Here is a 17,858-nt window from a genome sequence, read left to right as displayed (position 1 = left end):
GCATCGCCCGCCGCATCGTCGCGGCCGGCGACCGACCGGCCAACTCCTCAGCGGGCGGATCGTCGCCCGGCCGGCTCGCGGAGCTCGCCGAACCCACCCGGCCGTCGTCGGGCGCGGCGGCGCCCTGGGGGTCCGGCAGCAGTCCGTGGGCCGTCGCCGGCTCCAGGTAGGGCAACGGGTAGACATACACCGGGCCGTCGGCATCGGCCAGGACGACCGGCGTGGCGACCGCGGCCGGGTTCGTCCGGATGCTGATCCGCTGGTCGAGCAGACCGGACTTGTCGCCCAGCCGGCGGGCCGCGTCATGGTTGCCGCTGATCACCACGACGTGGGCGGCCGCGTCGCGCAGGCGCGAGAGCGCCTCGTCGAACAGCTCGAGCGCGCGCACGGGCGGGATCGCACGGTCGTGCACGTCCCCGGCGACGAGCACGACGTCCACGGACTCCGCCCGGACGACCTCGACGAGGTGGTCCACGAAGGCGGCCTGGGCCGCCAGCAGATCGTGGCCGTGCAGCCCGCGGCCGAGATGCCAGTCGGAGGTGTGCAGGGCGAGCATGGGAGCACGGTAGGCAGGCGGGCGTCGTCGGCCGGCAACGGGGGTCCGCACCGGCCATTTCCGTGACCGTCACGGGCCTCGAGGTCGGCGTTGTGGCGGCCCGGCGCGCTCCGTGGCCAACCAGTTCGGCGAGCTTGCCGGCAGGCTCGCCGAGCGGCCCGCCGGTGCTGTCTGTCGCCGGTAGCCTCGTAGGTGTGGGTTGCGCCGCGGCGCCCGCACTTACGGAGGATCCAGAGATGAACACCTCTGCGGAGGCTGTCCGAGACGTAGCGGTACGCGCCCGGGCGGCGGCGGCCGAGCTGGCCCCGCTCAGCCGTGAGCGCAAGGACCGCGCCCTGCTGGCGATGGCCGAGGCGCTCCCGGCCCGGTCGGCGGAGATCCTCGCCGCCAACGCCGAGGACGTCGAGACCGCGCGGGCCGCGGGCACGGTGCCCGCGATGGTCGACCGGCTCACCCTCACCCCGGCCCGGCTGGCCGGCATCGCCGACGGGCTGCGCCAGGTCGCCGCGCTGGACGATCCGGTCGGAGAGGTGGTGCGCGGCCGGCTGCTGCCCAACGGGATGGAGCTGCGGCAGGTCCGGGTTCCTCTCGGCGTCGTCGGGATCATCTACGAGGCCCGGCCGAACGTCACCGTCGACGCCGCCGGGCTGTGCCTCAAGAGCGGCAACGCGGTGCTCCTGCGCGGCAGCGCCTCGGCCGCGCGGTCCAACACCGCGTTGGTCGGCGTCCTGCGGGACGCGGCTGCGGCGGTCGGCCTACCCGCCGACGCGGTCCAGCTCGTCCCCGGGCTCGACCACGAGTCGGTCAAACACCTGATGCGCCTGCGGGGGCTCGTCGACGTGCTCATCCCGCGCGGCGGCGCCGGGCTGATCCGGGCCGTCGTCGAGGAGTCGACGGTGCCGGTGATCGAGACCGGGGCCGGCAACTGCCACGTCTACGTCGACGAGCAGGCCGATCTCGACCAGGCCGTGGCGATCACGCTGGACGCGAAGACCAGCCGGGTCTCGGTCTGCAACTCCGCGGAGACCCTGCTGGTGCACCGGGACGTGGCCGGCCACTTCCTGCCGCGGGTGCTCGAGGCGCTGCACGGCGCGGGCGTCACCGTGCATGGTGACGACGCGGTGCGCGCCGTCGACCCGCGTGCCGTGCCCGCCACCGACGACGACTGGGCGGCCGAGTACCTCTCGCTCGATCTGGCCGTGCGGGTGGTGGACTCGCTCGACGACGCGGTGGCGCACATCCGCCGCTGGGGGAGCGGGCACACCGAGGCGATCGTCACCCGCTCGCTAAGTGCGTCCCGGCGTTTCGCCCTGGCCTGCGACAGCGCGGCGGTGATGGTCAACGCCTCGACCCGGTTCACCGACGGCGAGCGGTTCGGCATGGGCGCCGAAATCGGCATCTCCACGCAGAAGCTGCACGCCCGCGGTCCGATGGGTCTGGCCGAGCTGACCTCGACGACCTGGATCGGCGTCGGTGACGGTCATCTCGTGAGCTGACCCCACACCGGGCCGTAGCGTGGGCCAGCGGGCACATCTGGTGCGGGCGTCCGCCCGGCCCCCGACACTGGAGGCCGGAGCAGGGCGGCGACGGTGAGGGGTTGGCATGGGCGGGTTGGTCGGGGTAAGCACGCAGGGTGTCTCCGTCGTGCGGGACGTGCCGGGGCTGACCGGGGATCAGGTCGACGCGGTGCTCTCCGACGAGGCGATCGCCTTTGTCGCCGGCCTGCACCGCACGTTTGCCCCCCGGCGCGCGGAGCTGCTCGCGGCCCGCGGCGCGCGGCGCGCGGCGATCGCCGCCGGGGCGAGCCTCGACTTCCTTGCCGAGACGGCGCCCGTGCGCGCCGCGCAGTGGCAGGTCGCGCCACCGGCGCCCGGGCTGGTGGACCGCCGCGCGGAGATCACCGGGCCGACCGACGCGAAGATGCTCATCAACGCGCTCAACAGCGGCGCCAGGGTGTTCATGGCCGACCTGGAGGACGCGAACGTCCCGACCTGGTCGAACATGGTCGTCGGCCAGCACAATCTCAGCGAGGCGATCGCCGGCACGATCAGCCACGTCAACCCGGACGGCAGGCGCTACACCCTGAACGAGACCACCGCGACCCTCGTGGTGCGCCCCCGGGGCTGGCACCTGCCCGAACGGCACGTCACTGTCGACGGCGAACCCATCGTCGGAGCACTGTTCGACGCCGGGATGTACCTGTTCCGCAACGCCCTCGCGCTGCGCGCCCTCGGCCGCGCGCCGTACTTCTACCTGCCCAAGATGGAGAGCCACCTCGAGGCGCGGCTGTGGAACGAGGTGTTCACCGCCGCGCAGGCCGAGCTCGGCCTGCCGATCGGCACCATCCGCGCGACCGTGCTCATCGAGACGCTGCCCGCGGCCTTCGAGATGGAGGAGATCCTCTACGAGCTGCGGGAGCACTCCGCCGGCCTGAACGCCGGCCGCTGGGACTACATGTTCTCCACCATCAAGACGTTCGCCTCCCGCCCCGAAGAGTTCCTGCTGCCCGACCGCAACAGCGTGACGATGACCGTCCCGTTCCTTCGGGCGTATACGGAACTGCTCGTGTCGACCTGCCACCGCCGCGGCGCCCACGCGATCGGCGGCATGGCCGCGTTCATCCCGTCCCGCCGCGACGAGGAGGTCAACGCCGTGGCCCTGGCGAAGGTCCGCGCCGACAAGGAGCGCGAGTCCGGCGATGGGTTCGACGGCAGCTGGGTGGCTCACCCCGACCTGGTCCCGGTGTGCACCGAGGTGTTCGATGGGGTGCTCGGCGAGGCGCCGAACCAGCTCGGCCGCCAACGTGACGACGTCTCGGTGACCGCCGCCGACCTGCTCGCCGTGCGTGCCACCCCAGGGTCGGTGACGGCCGCGGGCCTGCGCGGGAACATCAGCGTCGGCATTCGCTACCTGGAGAGCTGGCTGCGCGGTACCGGCGCGGTCGGCATCGACAACCTGATGGAGGACGCGGCCACCGCGGAGATCTCCCGCAGCCAGATCTTCCAGTGGATCGCCGCCGGGGTCACCCTGGACGACGGCCGCCCGGTCACCGCGGAGCTCGTCCGCACCACGCTCGCCGAGGTGCTCGCCGAGATCCAGAGCACCATCGGGGGAGCGGCGTTCGACGGCGGCCGGTGGAAGGACGCCGCGGCAGTCTTCGAGGAGACCGCCCTGGGCGCGGATTTTGTTGAGTTCCTCACACTGCCGGCCTACGAACGTATCGACTGACCTCCGCCGTTTGCGCGAAGTGTTTCCGGACCGTGACACCGCGGCGCCACGCGCCGCGGTGTCCTACCGATGGCCGGACGCGTCCCGACCAATGTGCTGGCACTATGGACGTGGCGATGCTTGACATGCGAACGGAAGGTGGCCATGTCGCTGCAGGAACACACATTCGCGGATGTCGCCGATGTGCGGGAACGCCTGGGCGCCACTGGCTATCTCGCGGACGAGGCGATTGCCACCACGGTCTTCCTGGCTGACCGGCTCCGGAAACCGCTGCTGGTCGAAGGGCCGGCTGGCGTCGGCAAGACGGAACTGGCCAAGGCGCTGGCCAGTGCCGTCGGCGCGGAACTGATCCGCCTGCAGTGCTACGAGGGCCTCGACGAGGCACGCGCGCTGTACGAGTGGAACTACAAGAAGCAGCTCCTGCGCATTCAGGCCGGCTCCGGTGAGTCCGGCACGCAGGGCTGGCAGCAGGCGCACGACGACATCTTCAGCGAGGAGTTCCTGCTGTCGCGGCCGCTGCTCACCGCGATCCGGCGCGAGGAACCCACCGTGCTGCTCGTGGACGAGACCGACAAGGCCGACGTCGAGGTGGAGGGGCTGCTGCTGGAGGTGCTCTCCGACTTCCAGGTGACGATCCCGGAACTGGGCACCATCACCGCCGTGCGCAAGCCGTTCGTCATTCTCACCTCGAACGCGACCCGTGAGCTGTCCGAGGCTCTCAAACGGCGCTGCCTGTACCTCCACCTCGACTATCCCTCGGCCGAGCGGGAGAAGGAGATCGTGCTCTCCCGCGTCCCGGACCTGCCGGAGAAGCTCGCCGAGGCGTTGGTGCGTGTCGTGCGCGCGCTGCGCGCGATGGAGCTGAGGAAGGCGCCGTCCATCGCGGAGTCCATCGACTGGGCGCACACGGTGCTCGCCCTCGGCTTCGACACCTTCGACGAGGCTGCGGTCGCCTCCACTCTCGGCGTTGTGCTCAAGCACGCCAGCGATCAGGCACGCGCCATCGACCAGCTCAAACTCTCCGCGAACTGACCCGGTGCCACCGCGGGTCAGACCACGAACCAGACCGACAGGGGGCGTCGGCGTGAATCTGCTGGACCGCACCGTCACGTTCACCGCGGCGCTGCGCCGGGCCGGCATCCCGGTCAGCACCGCCGAGACGGTGGATGCCGCCGCGGCCGTCGGGGCCCTGGGCTGGCTGGACCGCGACGCCGTGCGGGCGGCGCTTGCGGCGACGCTGTGTAAGCGCCCGTTGTACCGGCCGGCCTTCGACACACTGTTCGACCTGTACTTCCCACCCCGCATCGGGGACGGCGTCTCGCTGGAGGACCCGCAGGCCGACGAGTCCGGCAACGGTGCGCCTGGCGAGGACCCCGCGACGGAGCCCGGCGAGCTGACCCCCGAGGACCTCGAGACGCTGCGCCGGGCGCTGCGCGACGAGCTGCGTGACGCCCTGCGCGACGGTGACGACGAGTCGCTGCGCTCGCTGGCTCGCCGAGCGGTGAACGCGTTCGGTTCCGCACCGGGCAGCTCGGGGCGGTCCTGGTTTCTCTACCGGGCGTTGCGCGCGATGTCCGCGGAGACCCTGACCGCGGACCTGCTGACGATCCTGCTCGGTGACGAGGAACGCGGCGGCCTCGCCGAGCGGGCGGCCCGGCAGACGATCGCCGACCGGATCCGGTCGTTCGAGGAGATGGTCGCCGCCGAAGTGCGCCGCCGGATGGCGGAGGAACGCGGCATCGAGGCGATCGAGCGCACGGCGGTGCGACCCCTGGACGACCAGGTCGAGTTCCTCCGCGCCTCCCAGCGTGACCTGGTGGAGCTGCGCCGGCAGGTGTATCCGCTGGCCCGGCGGTTGGCGACCCGCCTCACCGCACGTCGCCACCTCGGCCGCGACGGCCGGCTGGACTTCCGCCGCACCGTCCGCGCGTCGCTGGCGACCGGTGGGGTGCCCGTCGAGACGAAGCACCGGCCGCGCAAGCCGCACAAGCCCGAGCTGGTCGTGCTCTGCGACGTCTCCGGTTCGGTGTCGTCCTTCGCCCATTTCACGCTGCTGCTGACGCACGCCCTGCGCGAGCAGTTCACCAAGGTCCGCGCGTTCGCGTTCATCGAGAGCACCGACGAGGTCACCCGGTTCCTGCGCGGAGTCGACGTCGGCGACATGATGGCGCGCATCTCGCGGGAGGCCAACCTCGTCTACTACGACGGGCACAGCGACTACGGCCGGGCCATCGAGGTGTTCGCCGAACGCTACTCCGACGCGGTGGGCCCGCGGACGTCGCTGCTGATCCTCGGCGACGCGCGCAACAACTACCGGGCGACGTCGGCCACCGTCCTCCGTCAGCTGTGCGCGCAGGCCCGCCACTCGTACTGGCTCAATCCGGAACCCCGCGCCTACTGGGGCTCCGGCGACTCGGCATCGGAGATCTACGCCGAGCTGGTCGACGAGATGGTCGAATGCCGCAACGTCGACCAGCTCCAGCAGTTCGTCGAGCGTCTGCTGCCGTCCTGACCGGCGTCGGCGCCCGACCGGTCCGCGGCATGAGCTTGTCGAGCGCCGTGCGATAGCCGAAATGCGACCTAGAAGATGACCACGGAGCGCAGCACGTCACCGGAATGCATCCGGGTGAACGCCTCCTCGACGCCGTCGAGGGCGATCTCCTCGGTGACGAACGCGTCGAGGTCGAGGCGGCCCTGCTGGTAGAGGTCGATGAGTAGGGGGAAGTCCCGCGACGGCAGGCAGTCGCCGTACCAGGACGACTTCAGCGCGCCGCCGCGGCCGAACACGTCCAGCAGCGGCAGCTCGAGGGTCATCTCCGGGGTCGGCACGCCGACGAGCACGACCGTGCCGGCCAGGTCGCGGGCGTAGAAGGCCTGCTTGTACGTCTCCGGCCGACCGACAGCGTCGATCACGACGTCGGCGCCGAAGCCGCCGGTGAGGTCCTGGATCGCCGCGACCGGGTCGGACTCCTTCGCGTTGACCGTGTGGGTCGCGCCGAAGCCGCGCGCCCACTCCAGCTTGCGCGGGTCGGTGTCCACCGCGATGATCTTCGCGGCGCCGGCGAGGCGGGCCCCGGCGATCGCGCCGTCGCCGACACCGCCGCAGCCGATGACGGCGACCGAGTCGCCGCGCCCGACGCCCCCGGTGTTCACCGCTGCGCCGATGCCGGCCATCACGCCACAGCCGAGCAGCCCCGCGGCCGCCGGCCGGGCGGCCGGGTCGACCTTCGTGCACTGGCCGGCGTGCACCAGCGTCTTCTCGACGAACGCGCCGATCCCGAGCGCCGGCGACAGCTTCGTGCCGTCGGTCAGGGTCATCGGCTGGGTGGCGTTGTGCGTCGCGAAGCAGTACCAGGGACGGCCGCGCCGGCAGGCCCGGCAGTCCCCGCACACGGCCCGCCAGTTGAGCACCACGTAGTCACCCGGCGCGACGTCGGTGACGCCGTCGCCGACCGTCTCGACGATGCCCGCGGCCTCATGGCCGAGCAGGAACGGGAAGTCGTCGTTGATACCGCCCTCGCGGTAGTGCAGGTCGGTGTGGCAGACCCCGCAGGCCTGGATCCGCACGACAGCCTCGCCCGGGCCGGGCTCCGGCACGAGGATCGTCGCGACCTCGACCGGCGCGCCCTTGGCCCGGGCGATCACTCCACGGACTTCCTGCACAGACATCTCCTCCTCGATACGGCGCCTACCCGGCGAGCGCCGCGTCCACGATCCTCTGGGCCTCGCCGATCACCTCGTCGAGATGGTCCGGCCCACGGAAGCTCTCAGCGTAGATTTTGTAGACGTCCTCGGTACCGGACGGGCGGGCGGCGAACCACGCCTCGGCGGTCACGACCTTCACCCCGCCGATCGGCGCGCCGTTGCCCGGCGCGTGGGACAGCGCCGCGGTGACCGGCGACCCGGCCACCGTGGTCGCGCCGAGGCTCGCCGGGGTCAGCGCGGCCAGCACCTTCTTCTGCGCCGTCGACGCGGGCGCGTCGACGCGGCGGTACGCCGGCGCGCCGTGCCGTGCGGTCAGCTCCTCGTAAAGGCGGCCCGGGTCACGGCCGGTGACCGCGGTCATCTCGGCGGCGAGCAGGCAGGCGATGATGCCGTCCTTGTCTGTCGTCCACACCCCGCCGCCGCGGCGCAGGAACGACGCGCCCGCGCTCTCCTCGCCGCCGAAGCCCAGCGTGCCGTCGGTGAGTCCGGCGACGAACCACTTGAAGCCGACGGGCACCTCGACGACGGACCGGCCCAGACCCGCGCCGACCCGGTCGATCATGCTGGAGCTCACCAGCGTCTTGCCGATCGCGGTGCCCGACCCCCAGCCGTCACGGTGGCCGAACAGGTACTCGATCGCCGCGGACAGGAAGTGGTTCGGGTTCAGCAGCCCCGCGCCGGGGGTGACGACGCCGTGCCGGTCCGCGTCGGCGTCGTTGGCGAGCGACACGTCGAAGGAACCGGCGAGGCGCAGCAGCGAGGCCATCGCGTACGGCGAGGACGGATCCATCCGGATCTTGCCGTCCCAGTCGGTTGTCATGAAGGCGAACGTCGGATCGACGGCGGTGTTCACGATCTCCAGGTCGAGCTTGAACCGCTCGGCGATCGCCTGCCAGTAGACCAGGCTCGCGCCGCCGAGCGGATCGACGCCGAGGCGCACCCCGGCCCCGCGGATCGCGTCGAGATCGACCACGTCGGCGAGGTCCTCGACGTACGCACCGACGTAGTCGTGCACCACCGCGGCGGCCCGCGCCCCCGGGTACGCCACCCGCGCGACCCCGGCGAGACCAGCCTCCAGCAGGGCGTTGGCCCGGTCCTCGATGACCTTCGTGACGGCCGTGTCCGCTGGGCCGCCGTGGGTCGGGTTGTACTTGAACCCGCCGTCGGCGGGCGGGTTGTGCGACGGGGTGACCACGATGCCGTCGGCGGCCCCACGGGCGCGGGCGCCGTCCCGGTTGTGCCCGAGGATCGCGTGCGAGATCACCGGGGTCGGCGTGGCCTGCCCGTCCGGGGCGATCCGCACGTCCACCCCGTTGGCGACGAGCACCTCCAGGGCGCTCTCCAGCGCCGGCGCGGACAGGGCATGGGTGTCGACGCCGATGAACAGCGGTCCGTCCACTCCGGCGGATGCGCGGAACTCGCAGATCGCCTGGGTGGTGGCGAGGATGTGGTCGGCGTTGAACGAGCCGCGCAGCGCCGAGCCGCGATGCCCCGAGGTGCCGAACGCGACCCGTTGCGCCGGGTCGGCGGGATCGGGATGACGGTCGTGATACGCCGCGATGAGCGCGTTGACGTCGATGAGGTCCTCGGGAGCGGCGGGCTGGCCCGCGCGTGGGCTGATCGGCATGGGCGGCGCCTCCTCGCGGTCGGGAGCGGGGCTGGCCGGCGGCCTGCGCCCAGCCTAGCCGGATCACCTGCCGCGTGGCCGGGCCCGTCCCGGTCCGCCGCCGAGGACCGGCAGGTTCTCCCAGGTGAGGCCCGCTCGTCGTCGGTGACGGCCGGTGTGGGACATCTCCCGCCCGGCCGCGGGAGGCGGGCGTGTGCCACCGGCGCGGGGTTAGGGTCCGACACGTGCGACTCGGTGTGATGGGCGGGACCTTCGATCCCGTCCACAACGGCCACCTGGTGGCCGCGAGCGAGGTCGCCGCGCTGTTCGACCTGGACGAGGTCGTGTTCGTGCCGAGCGGGCAGCCCTGGCAGAAGGTCCACCGCGTCGTGTCCGCGGCCGAGGACCGTTACCTGATGACCTTCCTCGCGACCGCGGGGAACCCGCAGTTCACCGTCAGCCGGATGGAGATCGACCGGCACGGCGCGACCTACACGATCGACACGCTGCGTCACCTGCGTGGTGCCCGGCCGGACGACGACCTGTTCTTCATCACCGGTGCGGACGCGCTCGGGCAGATCTTCACCTGGCGCGACCACCGCGAGCTGTTCGCCCTGGCCCACTTCATCGGCGTCAGCCGCCCCGGCTACCAGCTCGCGCTCGACGCCACGCTACCGCCGGACACGGTGAGCCTGCTGGAGGTACCGGCGCTGGCGATCTCCTCGTCCGACATCCGGGAGCGGGTCGGGCGGGGCGCGCCGATCTGGTACCTCACCCCGGACGGGGTCGTGCGCTACATCGCCAAGCGTCATCTCTACCAGGCCACGGACTGACCGTCGCGCGCCGGCGCAACGCCGGCACAGCGCCCCTATAGCACGGGTTTCGACGCATCGCCGGCCTGATGGGTGCCCTGTCCTGGCGCGGATGTGTCACGCTGGACCCAGCCGCCCGATCCCGGGCGGCGCGCGGACAGCCCGAAACGGCCGCCCGCGGACATCGGCATCCAGGAGAGAACCCGAGCGTGACCGCTTCCCCGCGAGCCGTCGAGCTTGCCCTCGCCGCCGCCCAGGCCGCGGCCGACAAGCTCGGCCACGAGCTGCTGGTCCTCGACGTGAGCGAACGACTCGCCATCACCGACTGCTTCGTGCTGGCCTCCGCCGCGAACGAACGGCAGGTCAAGGGCATCGTCGACGAGGTCGAGGAGAAGCTGCGGCAGCTTGGCGCCAAACCCGTGCGGCGGGAGGGCGAACGGGAGGGCCGCTGGGTCCTGCTCGACTTCGTCGACATCGTCGTGCACGTGCAGAGCGACGAGGAGCGCGTCTTCTACGCGCTGGAGCGGCTGTGGAAGGACTGCCCGGTGATCCCGTTCACCGACGCGGCGGTCCCCGCCGGCGCGCCGGCTGGGGGCGAGCCGCGCGGCGGCGCGGGCACCACCCCGTGAGGCTGCTCCTCTGGCGGCACGGCCGGACCACCTGGAACGACGCCGGCCGCTTCCAGGGGCACGCCGACGCGCCGCTCGACGCCACCGGCCGCGCCCAGGTCGCCGCCGTGGCCCCGCTGATCCGCGGGATGAACCCCGAGCTCGTCGTCTCCTCGGACCTGCAGCGCTGCCGGGACACAGCGGCCGGCCTCGACCTTCCGTTCCGCACGGACCCCCGGCTGCGTGAGATCGACCTCGGCGGATGGTCCGGCCTGACCGGCGCCGAGGCCGCCGAGCGTTTCCCGGCGGAGGACCGCGCCTGGCGTGCCGGCGAGGACGTGCGGCGCGGCGGCGGCGAGACCTACCGGGAGGTCGCCGCCCGGGCCGGGACGCTGCTCGACGAGATCCGCGCCGAGGGCGTGCCCACCGAGCCGGACGGCCTCATCGTCTTCGTGCTCCACGGTGGCACCGGCCGATCCCTGATCGGTCACGTGCTGGGACTGCCGCCGGAGCTGTGGTGGCACTTCGGCCCGCTGGCGAACTGCCGGTGGTCCCAGCTGCGCCTCGCCGAGGGCGGGTTCCGGCTCACCGAGCACAACGCCGGTCCGCTGCTGCCTGGTAAGATCGGCGCCACCGGATCGGGGTTGTCCGAGTCCTTCCTGCCCAGCCAGGGGGGCCCGGCCGGGTCCGACACGGAGGCTGTACACTTGCCGAAGTAACTTCCCGGGCACGGTGGTTCGGGCCTGGAAGGGCAAAACACCGAGTTCGCCTCGGTCTGATATAAAAGAACAGCAGTTGGGGCTGTGGCGCAGTCTGGTAGCGCATCACACTGGCAGTGTGAGGGTCAGGGGTTCGAATCCCCTCAGCTCCACCCAATTTCTAGTTTCGCCCACCCTGCAGGGTGGGTTTTCTTGTCATAGGTATCGCGTCGGAGTGTATATCGGCACCGGCTTTACATCACGGCGTGCTGACCGTGATGGGGCGGGCGGGGCGCGTCTCTCCTGATCCCGGTCGCTTGACGCCGCGGGCTAGATGGTGACCCTTTGCCTGGACAGGGACCAGCTGGCGATCGCCGCGCTGCGGGGCAGCCAGGCGGACGCCGTCTCATGATTCTGGGGCGCCGCTGGCGCGGCGCGGGGCGAAGTAGGTGGCCGGTGGCATGCCGACGGTGCGGTGGAAGGCGGCCACGAAGGCGCTCGGGGTCGCGTAGCCCGCCCGACGGGCAGCCGCGCTGACCGGTAGGCCGGCGGCGAGGGCCGGCATCGCGGCGCGCAGACGGGCATGGCGGCGCCACTGCTCGAAGGGCAGGCCGGTCTGCGCGGCGAACATCCGGCGCAGTGTCCGAGGGCTCAGGGCGACGTCGGCGGCCCAGCGCTGTACGGTCCGGGCATCCGTCGGGTCGGCAACGAGCGCCTCGGCGACGCGCAGCGCGCGGGGATCGGTCGGCATCGGCAACGGCAGCGCGCCCGCGTCCAGCGGATGCACCTGGTCGAACAGTACGGATTCGGCGCGGGCGCGCTCGGCGGGCGGCAGCCCTGGCGTCACCAGATGGTCGAGCAGCGCGTCGAGCAGCGGCCCGACCGCGATCAGGGTGGCGGTCGACCACCTGATCGGACAGCAGGGCGGCAGGAAGTACGGGCTGCGCATCCACGTCTGGGCCGTCCCGCTGGTCGCGTGGGCCAGACCTGCCGGGATCCACAGGGCCAGCGTCGGCGGCAGGAACCACACCTGCGACCCGAGGTGCACGGTGAGCACCCCGCGGCGCGCCCACACGAGCTGATGCATCAGATGACGATGTTGTGTGAAGCGGGGGACGACCGTCATCGGGAAGTCCGAGATGGCGACCGTGCCGGGGCGGCCCGCGGCCGGCCAGCTGGACGCGACGGCGCTGCGGTGGCCGCTGGGCGACATGTGTTGGCAGCGTAGCTCATGGCGATCTGATCCGGCCGAAGTCAGGCTCGACGCATGCCTATGAACCTGATACATCGCAAGCTGTGCGGCTCCGCTCGCTGGGCGGACAAGGTCGAGCGCGAGGTGTTGCCATGGGCGCTCGCCGACGTGCCGCTCGGCCCGAAGGTCCTGGAACTCGGGCCGGGCTTCGGCGCGACCACCCGGGTGCTGGCACGGCGCGTCCCGGAGCTGACCATCCTGGAGATCGACGAGCGTTCCGCCGGTCTGCTCGAGCGGACCTTCGGCCCGCAGGTGCGCGTGGTGCACGGCGACGCCACCCGGATCCCGGCCGAGACCGGATCCTTCGACACCGTGGTGGCCTTCACGATGCTCCATCACGTGCCCTCGCGGGCGGCCCAGGACCGGCTGTTCGCCGAGGCGCTGCGCGTCCTGCGTCCCGGCGGGACGTTCGCCGGCAGCGACGGCCTGGCGAGCGCCGGCTTCCGGCTCCTGCACCTGCGGGACATCATGGTCGTCGTGGATCCCGACGAGCTGCCCGGCCGGCTCGCCACGATCGGCTTCGAGGAGGTCACCATCGGCCGCGGGGCCGGCAGCTTCCGATTTCGCGCGAAGCGGCCGGCCCCGTGAGTCTCTCGGTCGGACTCAGAAGTCCCTTCCGCGCGAGTACAGCAGGACGTTCGGTGAACCCGCGCCGACGGCGCGCAGTGTGCCCCTGGTGCCGGCCTCGACGATCGCGTCGCGGACCCGGTCGGGCCCGGCCTGCGGATGGCGCTGCAGGTAGAGCGCGGCGACACCGGCGACGTGCGGGGCGGCCATCGAGGTGCCGGTGAGCGAGGTCGTCGCGGTGTCGGACTCGCTCCAGTCCGAGGTGATGTCGGTGCCCGGGGCGAACAGGTCCACGCACCGGCCGAAGTTGGAGTAGGTCGTGTCGCGGCTGTCGGCGGTCGTCGTCGCGCCGACCGTGATGGCCCGCGGGAGGCGCCCGGGCGAGGATCCGCAGGCGTCCGCGGCGCCGTTGCCAGCCGCCACGGAATAGACCAGCCCCGACCCGATCGACTGACGGACGGCCTGGTCCAGGGCCCGTGACGGACCGGCGTCGAGGCTGAGGTTCACCACGGCCGGCCGGGCGGCGTTCGCGGTGATCCAGTCGATGCCGGCGATGACGCCGCTGACGCTGCCGAAGCCGTCGCAGTCGAGCACGCGCACGCCGACGAGGCGTACCTGCTTGGCGACGCCCTTGTCGGTGCCTCCCACGGTGCCGGCGACGTGGGTGCCATGGCCGTTGCAGTCGTCGGTGCCGTGGCCGTCGTCGATGACGGAGAAGCCGCCGCTCGCGCGAGCACCGAAGTCACTGTGGGTGGCGCGGATACCCGTGTCCACGACGTAGGCGCTGACGCCCTGACCCGTGGACCCGTAGAGGTACGTGCTGTCGAGGGGTCCCTGACGCTGGTCGATGCGGTCCAGACCCCAGCCGGCTGGCTGCTGCCGGCCGATGGTCGGCTCCGGCGGCTTCCCCTCGGGGGCGCGGCCCGCTGCCACGGCCGGGCCCACCGGTTCCGCGTTGGCACGCACGATCTGGTCGGGCTCGATGTAGGCGACGTCGGGATCAGCCCGCACGGCCTCGAGCTGGGCTGGGTCCAGCTGTGCCGCGTAGCCGTTGATGACGTGCCGGAACTCGCGGGAGATGCGGACGCCGCGGCCGCGGGCCCGGTTCAGGGCCGCGGGCGGCGGGCCGGACGACGGGGCCGAGGCCAGCACGACGATGTAGCGGCCGGTCAGGGGTGGCGGCGCGGCCTGCGCGGGGGCCGCCATGGTCAGTCCCAGTGGCACGAACTGAACCGCGCTGGCGGCGGCACCAGCGGCCAGCGCGGTCGTGACCCTGCGGGCCGTCCGGATCGGCCAGGGTCGCCGGGGTCGTGGTCGCCAGGGTGGCAATCGTCGGAAATGTGATCGTCGGAGCTGTGGTCGACTCATGCCCGGATCTCCTGAGGGGTCGGTCAGCGCAGGTCAAGGCCGTGGACGACGCGCAGCTCGGCGTCGTTCGCCCGTAGCAGCGTGTCCAGCGCGTCACGGTTACTGGTGATTGCGGAGCGCTGCAGATCGGCCTCGACGGAGGACCAGACGCCGATCAGGTTGGTCGTCGCCTTGCAGCCGAGGTCGGCCGTCGCCGCGGCCTTCTCGGTCGGCGTCACCGGACCGGTGCGGAAGTGCGGATCTCCCGCGGCCGCCAGTGGGGTGGGATAGCTGAAGCCGCGCCCGCGCATGCAGTCCGACCAGGTGCGCAGGACGGCCTGGACCCGCGGGTCGCGCTGGGACCGGAAGTAGCTGTCCTGGCTGAGCCGCTGGGCCAGGAAGCGGTCGACGGCCGCCGGCGCGCCGGCCCGCATTCCGCGGCTGGCTTCGCCGGAACAGCCGCCCGGTGGCACGGGCTGACCGTCGACGACGTGTCGGCCTTCGCCGGTCAGCACCTCCGACGTGCGCGGGTCCGCTGCCTCGGTCGGCTTCGCCACGCTGACGGGGGGGTCGGTCGACACCCGGAAGCCGGCGGTGGTGGCGAGTCTGCGGTCGGTGATGCCGTAGCGGCGTTCGTTCGCCGTCCTCGGTCCGGCGGCTGGCGGTGGTTCGGGTGGGCCGGTGATCCCGAAGCGCTGCTCGCACCGGCGGAGCAGCACGCGGTAGCCGCGCGCCGCGAGGTCCGCGTCGCGCGGGTCGAGCAGGTAGCGATCCAGCGGGAGCCGTAGCCGGGACGCGTCGGTGACGACGGTCGGGACGTCCGCGGCCGGCTTCTCGCCCGCCCCGCCGCACCCGGCGCCGACCATCGCCGGCACGGTCAGTGCCGCCGCCAGCGCCCATGGAATGAGGGCGCGGGAGGGAGCTGCTGCGGCCCCGCGGTGTGCCGCGCCGCGCCGCATTCGGCGAACCATCCGAAGTGGCATTGAGATTCCTTACGCTCTGCCGAATCCGCGCAGTACTGATGCTTTGGGGTCGATCCGGCTCATGACGACCCCTTTGAAATCCTAGGAGGCTAATCGCCGAGGTGCGGCCGTGTGCACCGACCGCGGCCGGTTTCCGCGACAAGGCGGAAACCGGCCGACAGGTCGGCCCGTGCCGACGTCAGTGCCACGGGCGATCAGTTCTCGATGGGGGTGCGGATCAGACCCACTTGAGCGATTCGACGTTGTTGCGGAACGTGGAGGTGAAGTTTCCGCCGGTGTACGGCGGGATATCACCGGCCACGCCGGTGTAGTTCACGCCGGTGTAGACGCGGGCCGTGAGGTGCCGGTCGTAGTTCCAGTCCGACTCGGAGTTGTTGCCCACCCGTGCGCCCTGGCCGGCTCCGGGGGTGACGAAGGTGTTGTCGTTGAGGTTCCTGTCGCCGAAGTAGAAGTCTGCGCGGCTGCCGGTGTAGTTCTGCAGGTACCACAGGCAGAGGTCGCCGTAGCCGCTGCTGTAGGTGTTGCAGACGCCGTCCAGTTCCGCCCCTCGTACGCCGCCCTGGTTGCGGGCGGCCGCCGACGAGTCCGTGGTGCTGGCCGTGCCGACACCGGCGACCGGCGCGGGCGGACGCGGGCCCGTCGTGTTCACCGAGGTCGCGGCACTGGCGGGCTGTCCCACGGCCACGACGCCGGCGAGCGCCAGGCCGCCGAAGGTAACAGCCAGACCACGGCGCATCGCGGTTCTGTTCATGTAGGCTCCCTGAAATGTTGAGAAGTGAATAGCCGCCGTTCCCCATGGCGGCGCAGTGGGTGCCCGGCCATCACGTCCAGCAATGAATGGCGATTCATGGTGCGTGGTGGCTGTGGGCGCGCACTCGCACAGCATTCCCTGTCGTCCGGCTGTGTCCGGCGGAATTCCGCCGCCCGGCGGCTGGATGTTGTGTGAATTGAAAATATGGCGGCCGTCATCCGGTGTCCAGGAAGGCGACGCGAAGCGTGTCGACGTGGATCGGTGGTGGAATGCCCTGGTCGCGGGCGGTCTTTCCGGTCGGCCGGATTGTTCCGATCCTGGCATGTGCCGTTCCGTCCACGGTTCCCGGCAGTTGGCGCCGTTTCCGTTCTGCCGCAGCGCCTGTGGCCCCGAGCGAGAGGTCATCGCGTGGCGCGGCAAGCTCGCTGGTAGGGGCCCGACCTGGTCGTGCGCCGGCCGTCGCGAAACCCCGCACCCTGCCGTGACGGATAGCCGACACGTCATCGAGCCGCCGGCCGGCGCCGATGTCCGGCCGTCGGCGACAGGTCACGCCTCGGCGCCAGCCGGAGCCGGCGGGACGGGAAGCATCATCACGCCTGGTAGTCGATGGCTGGCGGCCGGGCCGAGGAGATCACGGGCCGGGGCACCGCCCGCGCGACGCTTCGCCCACCGCCGTCTAGCCTCGATGCCATGACCACCTTCGACCGTCGGCGCGTGCGCGCGGTCTGGGTGGCGTCGCTGCTCCTTCTGATCGGCCTGGTGGGCGGCCCGCCAGGCACCAACGGCACCGCGCCGGCCCACCCGGGGGACAGGGCACTGCCCGTCGCCGTGGCGATCGCCGTGCCGATCGGGGCCACCGAGGCCACGGCCGTCCGGATAGATGGCCGCGGCGTGGCGGCGGCCTCGTTGCTGCCCGGCCAGCCGGGTGGGTACGCGCTCGCGGTCGGGCTGGCGGCACTCGTGCTCGGCCAGCTCATCTGGTGGCGGCGCGTCGAGCGGGGCAGCGGCCAGCCATGCGGGCAGGTCACCGGCTGCGCCGCCCGCGCCCCGCCGCCTAGCCGCACCCCGGGGTAGATCCACGGTCCGTCGGGCGCTCGCGCTCGCGCCTGTTCCTCCGGGGAGCCGACTTCCACCCGGGCGTCGTCCGCCCGGGTCCTCTCTGGCGGGTCCGCGCGCCGCGCGGGCCCGTGCCATCTCCGGGTTCCGGCTTCGGCATGGTCGATCGCGGCCGTCAGCGGACGGTACGCGCCGTGGTCGCCGCCGTGGGCGTCACGCCCCGACAGCCCCCGCGTGGTCCGGCGACGCCAGGGCACGTGGGGGCTGTCGGCGGATCGGCGTCCCTCGGCCTCGCGACGTTGCCCGGCTGCCGGGCGTTCGTCGTCCCGGCCTCGGCGACGCGCGGCAGCGGCCCTGCCGAGCGACCGCGGATCGTGACCATCGCTGGGCACGCCGCGCCGAGCGGACCCGCGTACCTGAGGACAGATGTGTGAACGCTGCATTCGAATGGGACCGCATCCTCATCGCCACGACGATGCTCGCGGCGATGTTCGTGGTACCGGCCCTGGTGATCTGGCGCGACCAGATCCGGGACCGGCGCCGGTTCGGCATGACGGCGCTGTCCCGCCCCGTCCGCTACGGCGCGGACGGCCGGACCTTCCGGGAGGGCTCCCTCCCGCCCGCGGGCGGGACAGGGGTGGAGATCACCGGTGCGCCCGTGAGCGCCGCCACCGCAATCGGGTCACCGG

Annotated in this window: 17 protein-coding genes and 1 tRNA gene; 11 read left to right on the top strand and 7 right to left on the bottom strand. The window is 72.2% G+C overall.

Annotated elements, in window-relative coordinates; all coding sequences use genetic code 11:
* Positions 1 to 556 (bottom strand): metallophosphoesterase family protein (locus MXD58_RS06130; protein WP_250609107.1); only part of this gene is annotated, 556 nt, incomplete at its 3' end.
* Positions 557 to 792: 236 nt separating this feature from the next.
* On the opposite strand from MXD58_RS06130, the gene MXD58_RS06125 reads away from it, so the two are divergent.
* The 4 genes from MXD58_RS06125 (at position 793) to MXD58_RS06110 (ending at position 6,296) form a co-directional block, all read left to right on the top strand.
* Positions 793 to 2,052 (top strand): glutamate-5-semialdehyde dehydrogenase, encoded by a 1,260-nt coding sequence (locus MXD58_RS06125; protein ID WP_248838867.1) that lies wholly within the window; start codon positions 793 to 795, stop codon positions 2,050 to 2,052.
* A 106-nt stretch (positions 2,053 to 2,158) separates the two neighbouring features.
* On the top strand, positions 2,159 to 3,784 hold the full coding sequence (aceB, locus tag MXD58_RS06120; protein WP_248838866.1) for a malate synthase A: 1,626 nt from the start codon (positions 2,159 to 2,161) through the stop codon (positions 3,782 to 3,784).
* A gap of 144 nt (positions 3,785 to 3,928) precedes the next feature.
* Entirely contained in the window at positions 3,929 to 4,816 is an 888-nt protein-coding gene (locus MXD58_RS06115; protein WP_248838865.1) for an AAA family ATPase, read from the top strand.
* 52 nt (positions 4,817 to 4,868) lie between these two features.
* A complete protein-coding gene (locus tag MXD58_RS06110) occupies positions 4,869 to 6,296 on the top strand; it encodes a vWA domain-containing protein (protein WP_248838864.1) in 1,428 nt (475 codons plus the stop codon).
* A 68-nt stretch (positions 6,297 to 6,364) separates the two neighbouring features.
* Here the strand turns inward: MXD58_RS06110 and MXD58_RS06105 are convergent, their stop codons facing one another.
* Both MXD58_RS06105 and pgm read right to left on the bottom strand, forming a co-directional pair.
* Positions 6,365 to 7,453, bottom strand: a complete 1,089-nt coding sequence (locus MXD58_RS06105; RefSeq protein ID WP_248838863.1) for an S-(hydroxymethyl)mycothiol dehydrogenase — start codon at positions 7,451 to 7,453, stop codon at positions 6,365 to 6,367.
* A gap of 19 nt (positions 7,454 to 7,472) precedes the next feature.
* Entirely contained in the window at positions 7,473 to 9,116 is a 1,644-nt protein-coding gene (gene pgm, locus MXD58_RS06100; RefSeq protein ID WP_248838862.1) for a phosphoglucomutase (alpha-D-glucose-1,6-bisphosphate-dependent), read from the bottom strand.
* Positions 9,117 to 9,355: 239 nt separating this feature from the next.
* Here pgm and nadD point away from each other — a divergent pair, with 239 nt between their 5' ends.
* The 4 genes from nadD to MXD58_RS06080 all read left to right on the top strand — a co-directional run bounded on the left by nadD (position 9,356) and on the right by MXD58_RS06080 (position 11,386).
* Positions 9,356 to 9,928: a nicotinate-nucleotide adenylyltransferase gene (gene nadD, locus MXD58_RS06095; protein ID WP_248838948.1), complete on the top strand. Its 573-nt coding sequence runs from the start codon at positions 9,356 to 9,358 to the stop codon at positions 9,926 to 9,928.
* A 188-nt stretch (positions 9,929 to 10,116) separates the two neighbouring features.
* On the top strand, positions 10,117 to 10,536 hold the full coding sequence (gene rsfS / locus MXD58_RS06090) for a ribosome silencing factor (RefSeq protein WP_248838861.1): 420 nt from the start codon (positions 10,117 to 10,119) through the stop codon (positions 10,534 to 10,536).
* A complete protein-coding gene (locus MXD58_RS06085) occupies positions 10,533 to 11,234 on the top strand; it encodes a histidine phosphatase family protein (RefSeq protein ID WP_248838860.1) in 702 nt (233 codons plus the stop codon). The genes rsfS and MXD58_RS06085 overlap by 4 nt, the downstream gene beginning before the upstream one ends.
* Before the next feature lie 78 nt (positions 11,235 to 11,312).
* A tRNA-Ala gene (locus MXD58_RS06080) sits at positions 11,313 to 11,386 on the top strand.
* 233 nt (positions 11,387 to 11,619) lie between these two features.
* On the opposite strand, the gene MXD58_RS06075 is transcribed toward MXD58_RS06080, so the two are convergent.
* The gene (locus tag MXD58_RS06075) at positions 11,620 to 12,300 is read right to left on the bottom strand and encodes a helix-turn-helix domain-containing protein (RefSeq protein ID WP_250609106.1); all 681 of its coding nucleotides are present in this window, start codon (positions 12,298 to 12,300) and stop codon (positions 11,620 to 11,622) included.
* A 180-nt stretch (positions 12,301 to 12,480) separates the two neighbouring features.
* Between MXD58_RS06075 and MXD58_RS06070 the strand changes: the two genes are divergently transcribed.
* Positions 12,481 to 13,053, top strand: a complete 573-nt coding sequence (locus MXD58_RS06070; RefSeq protein WP_248838858.1) for a class I SAM-dependent methyltransferase — start codon at positions 12,481 to 12,483, stop codon at positions 13,051 to 13,053.
* 15 nt (positions 13,054 to 13,068) lie between these two features.
* Here MXD58_RS06070 and MXD58_RS06065 read toward each other — a convergent pair whose 3' ends face one another.
* The 3 genes from MXD58_RS06065 to MXD58_RS06055 form a co-directional block, all read right to left on the bottom strand.
* Positions 13,069 to 14,256 (bottom strand): S8 family peptidase, encoded by a 1,188-nt coding sequence (locus tag MXD58_RS06065; protein WP_248838857.1) that lies wholly within the window; start codon positions 14,254 to 14,256, stop codon positions 13,069 to 13,071.
* Positions 14,257 to 14,423: 167 nt separating this feature from the next.
* Complete coding sequence (locus MXD58_RS06060; RefSeq protein WP_250609105.1) at positions 14,424 to 15,362, bottom strand: hypothetical protein; 939 nt, start codon at positions 15,360 to 15,362, stop codon at positions 14,424 to 14,426.
* A gap of 217 nt (positions 15,363 to 15,579) precedes the next feature.
* Positions 15,580 to 16,113, bottom strand: coding sequence for a peptidase inhibitor family I36 protein (locus tag MXD58_RS06055; RefSeq protein ID WP_248838855.1), 534 nt, complete (start codon positions 16,111 to 16,113; stop codon positions 15,580 to 15,582).
* Between the two features lie 690 nt (positions 16,114 to 16,803).
* Here MXD58_RS06055 and MXD58_RS06050 point away from each other — a divergent pair.
* Complete coding sequence (locus MXD58_RS06050) at positions 16,804 to 17,187, top strand: hypothetical protein (protein ID WP_248838854.1); 384 nt, start codon at positions 16,804 to 16,806, stop codon at positions 17,185 to 17,187.
* Positions 17,188 to 17,599: 412 nt separating this feature from the next.
* Positions 17,600 to 17,858 (top strand): hypothetical protein (locus MXD58_RS06045; protein ID WP_250609104.1); only part of this gene is annotated, 259 nt, incomplete at its 3' end.

The organism is Frankia sp. AgKG'84/4 (assembly GCF_023242965.2).
In the GTDB taxonomy this organism is placed as follows: Bacteria; Actinomycetota; Actinomycetes; order Frankiales; family Frankiaceae; genus Frankia.
Note: the sequence above shows the minus strand (reverse complement) of the source record. Positions and strands in the feature narration are given on the sequence as shown.